The organism is Pseudonocardia kujensis, from assembly GCF_021283305.1.
Lineage (GTDB): Bacteria > Actinomycetota > Actinomycetes > Mycobacteriales > Pseudonocardiaceae > Pseudonocardia > Pseudonocardia kujensis.
Genome location: NZ_JAJSOK010000141.1, coordinates 1 through 3,328 on the forward strand (window position 1 = coordinate 1; position 3,328 = coordinate 3,328).

2 protein-coding genes and 1 pseudogene are annotated in these 3,328 nt (G+C 71.5%); 2 read left to right on the forward strand and 1 reads right to left on the reverse strand.

Annotated elements, in window-relative coordinates; all coding sequences use genetic code 11:
- Nucleotides 1–242, forward strand: a pseudogene (locus tag LWC35_RS38630) (bifunctional 3,4-dihydroxy-2-butanone-4-phosphate synthase/GTP cyclohydrolase II); the annotation flags it as partial.
- Between the two features lie 333 nt (nucleotides 243–575).
- Nucleotides 576–1,571 (forward strand): AraC family transcriptional regulator, encoded by a 996-nt coding sequence (locus tag LWC35_RS38635; protein WP_232875558.1) that lies wholly within the window; start codon nucleotides 576–578, stop codon nucleotides 1,569–1,571.
- Between the two features lie 390 nt (nucleotides 1,572–1,961).
- On the opposite strand, the gene LWC35_RS38640 is transcribed toward LWC35_RS38635, so the two are convergent.
- On the reverse strand, nucleotides 1,962–3,328 hold a 1,367-nt coding region (locus LWC35_RS38640; RefSeq protein ID WP_232875559.1), incomplete at its 5' end, for a PP2C family protein-serine/threonine phosphatase.

The following is a 3,328-nucleotide window of genomic DNA, read 5'->3' on the forward strand; positions in this document are numbered from 1 at the left end:
GCCTGCCGGTCGACTCCCGCTCCTACGGCGTCGGCGCCCAGATCCTCGCCGACCTGGGCATCACCCGGCTACGGCTGATCACCAACAACCCCGCCAAGTACGGCGGGCTCGACGGCTACGGGCTCGACATCCTCGACCGGATCGGCCTTCCCAGCACCAGCAGCCCGCACAACCTCCGCTACCTGCGCACCAAGCAGGAACGCCTGGGACACCTCATCGCCCTCGACGAGAACGCCGGCTGACTTCATCCGCGCGCGGCCACAGGGCGGTCTGCTTCGCTGGACGTGCAGGACGTCCGATCCGCGGATCTTCGGCCACGGATGTCCGCGAACCGTCACTGACCAGCCGCGAGACGTCGTCGAGGGTGCCGCTGCGCCCGTCACGGGTTCCTGCAGTGCAACAGACGGTTTCCCTTGCTCCTGCCGCCGAAGGGATGTCGTTCTGCGGATACTCGCGTCGCGACGCGGATGGTGGCGGCAAGGAGCAGTCACTTACCGTTGGCGACCACCGACGGCATGGATGCCGGCAGGACGGGCACAGACGACCACGGCGGTCGAACCCCGCGGAGGCTGGAGATGACGCGTGAGGACCCCGGTGTCGAGCAGGCTCCTCGGCCCCTGCTCGTGACTCAGGATCTCGAAGAGGCCCAGCACTACATCACGGACGTCTACATCCCCCACGACCTGCAAACCCGGGACGGCCGGACGCTGGACTTCAAGCTGCGCTACCTCTCCTCCGAGCGGCTCACCGTCGGCCACCTCGTCTACGGCGCCGACGCAGAGCTGCTCGTCCCGCCGATGCGCGACTGCTACCACATGAACCTGACCCTCAGCGGCCAGACGATGGTGTCGCAGAAGGGCCACCGCGCATCCACCCGGGCCAACCGCAGCGGGGTGCTGTTCCTGCCGGACGATCCGTTCACCGTCCGGTGGAGCCCTGAGGCGGTGCAGTACGCCGTCAAGCTCCCCCGACGCCCCCTCGAGGCACACCTCTCAAAGCTGATCAACCGCCCCGTCGAGCGCCCGATCGCCTTCGACCTCGGCTTCGACCTGACCGCACCCGTGGGCCAGTCCCTGCTTTCTGCGGTCAACTATCTTCGTGTCGAGCTCGCCCGGCCCGGGGGCATCTCCGAGATGCCCCTGGCCCGCGACCACCTCGAGTCGCTCGTCCTCACCCAGCTGCTGCTGACCATCCCGAACGCCTTCACCGAGCTGCTCCACACCCCCGGGCAGCCCGTGCAGCGCGGCAAGATCCGCCGCGCCGTCGAACTCATCGAGGCCAACCCGCAGGCCGAACTCTCCCTCGCCGATCTCGCCGCCGCGGCCGGAGTCACCGGCCGGCAGCTGCAGCGCGGCTTCAAGGAGACGGTCGGCATGTCCCCGATGGCCTACGTCCGCGCCGTCCGCCTCGACCGCGTCCACGCCGAGCTGCTCGACACCGCCGGCGAGGTCCCGGTCACCGAGATCGCCATGCGCTGGGGCTTCTTCCACCTCAGCCGCTTCGCCCAGCAGTACCGAGAGCGCTTCGGACACCTGCCGTCTCAGACAGTGCGGCAGGTCCTACGCCGCTGACAAATGCCGATGCAGCGAGCCCCGCTCGGGAGCAAAGAGCACTAGCTCGAGGTCGGTCACGCCGAGAGGCGCACCTGTGCACGGCCAGAGAGGCGGCGCGGCCGTCCACCCCCACAGGTGACCCGCGTCGTCGAGGGTCGCCGGGACGGCCGCGCCGCTGCAGGCTCCAGATCGGAGGTCGAGGGCCCGCGCACCTCGAGTTCCCGGGGGCAGACGGCAGCCCGACACCTTGTACAGGTTCGGGCTGCCAGTGCCCAGATTGACCTCCGAGCTGGGCTGGCCCCGACCGCGGCGCCAGGCACAGTGGCCAGGGAACGCCGACACCAGGTCACGTGGGCGCTGCACCCAGGCGTGGAGCCTCAAGTGGGGGACGGGTCGGGCCCACCTCGGTCAGGGGCCGGCCCGCACGGCGAGCAGAGCCATGTCGTCGGGGCGTGGGTCGTTGGCGAAGCGCTGGACGGCCTCGCGCACCGTGGCCACGAGCCGCGCGGCGCTCGCGCCGGACGCGCCGGCGGCCGCCTCGAGCAGCCGGTTCTCGTCGAACTGCTCCGGTCCGCGCCGGCACTCCGTGATGCCGTCGGTGTAGAGCAGCAACGTCTCCCCGGCGGTCAGCAGGTGCCGGGTGCAGTGCAGGTCGACGACCTCGACCAGGCCCAGGGCGGTCCCGAACCGGCCGATCAGCTCGGCGGTGCCGTCGGCGCGCACCACGACCGGTTTGGCGTGTCCGGCCAGCACCAGCTCCACCGTCACCGCGGACCGTCCTTCGGGCCGTACCCGGCTCACCATCACCGCTGCGAGCGTGCAGAACTGCTGTGGGTCGGCGGCCTCCAGCATGATCTCGTTGAGTATCTCGATCGCCCGCACCAACGGGCGGCCCTCGCGGACGAGTACCCGGAGCACATCACGGACCAGCCCGGTGCGGGCCGCCGCGCGGGCGCCCTTGCCACAGACGTCGCCGACGGTGACGAGCCATCGCTCGGGGCCGAGCGCGACCACGTCGTAGAAGTCCCCGCCCACGTCCGCCCCGGTGCTGGCGGGCAGGTACTCCGCGGCGAACTCGATCTGCGGTATCTGCGGGAGGGCGCGCGGGAGCAGTGCGGCCTGCAACGCCTGCGACACCCGCACGTGCTCGCCGACGGTCTGTGCGTTGTGGATCGCCAGCGCGGCGCGCCGGGCGATGTCGTCGATCAGCAGCAGGTCCTCGGGGGTGTGCGGACGGCCGACGGGGCGGCCCACCAGCAGCACCCCGATCGAGGTCCCGCGAGCCCGCAGCGCGACCGCGACACCGTCGGTCGGGTCGGAGAACCACGAGGGGGCGGCACCACGCATGGCCGCCGCCACCTGGGTGCGCAGTTGCGGCGAAGGACCCGGCGCGGCGTCGGGGTCGAGCACGGCGCGCAGCTCCGGTAGTCGCTCCTCGTCGGCGTGCGCGATCGCCGCCAGGCGCGGTCGTCGCGACGGCTCCGGCAGCAGCACCGCGCACCACGCGCCCAGCCGCGGCACCACCAGCTGCGGCACGAGCGCGACCGTCAGGTCGAGGTCGAGGGACTGCCCGAGCAGCTCGCTGGCCTCGACCAGGTAGGTCATCCACGCATGGCGGCGCCGATCGAGCTCGCGTAGCCACTGCGACTCGACCGTGACGGCGACCCGCCCGGCGACCAACTCGGTCAGCTCCCGGGCGCGTGTGGCGTCGCCGGCCTCGGGCAGGACGATCCGGATGGAACCGTGCAGGCCGGCCGTGGTCGGCAGCGGTATGT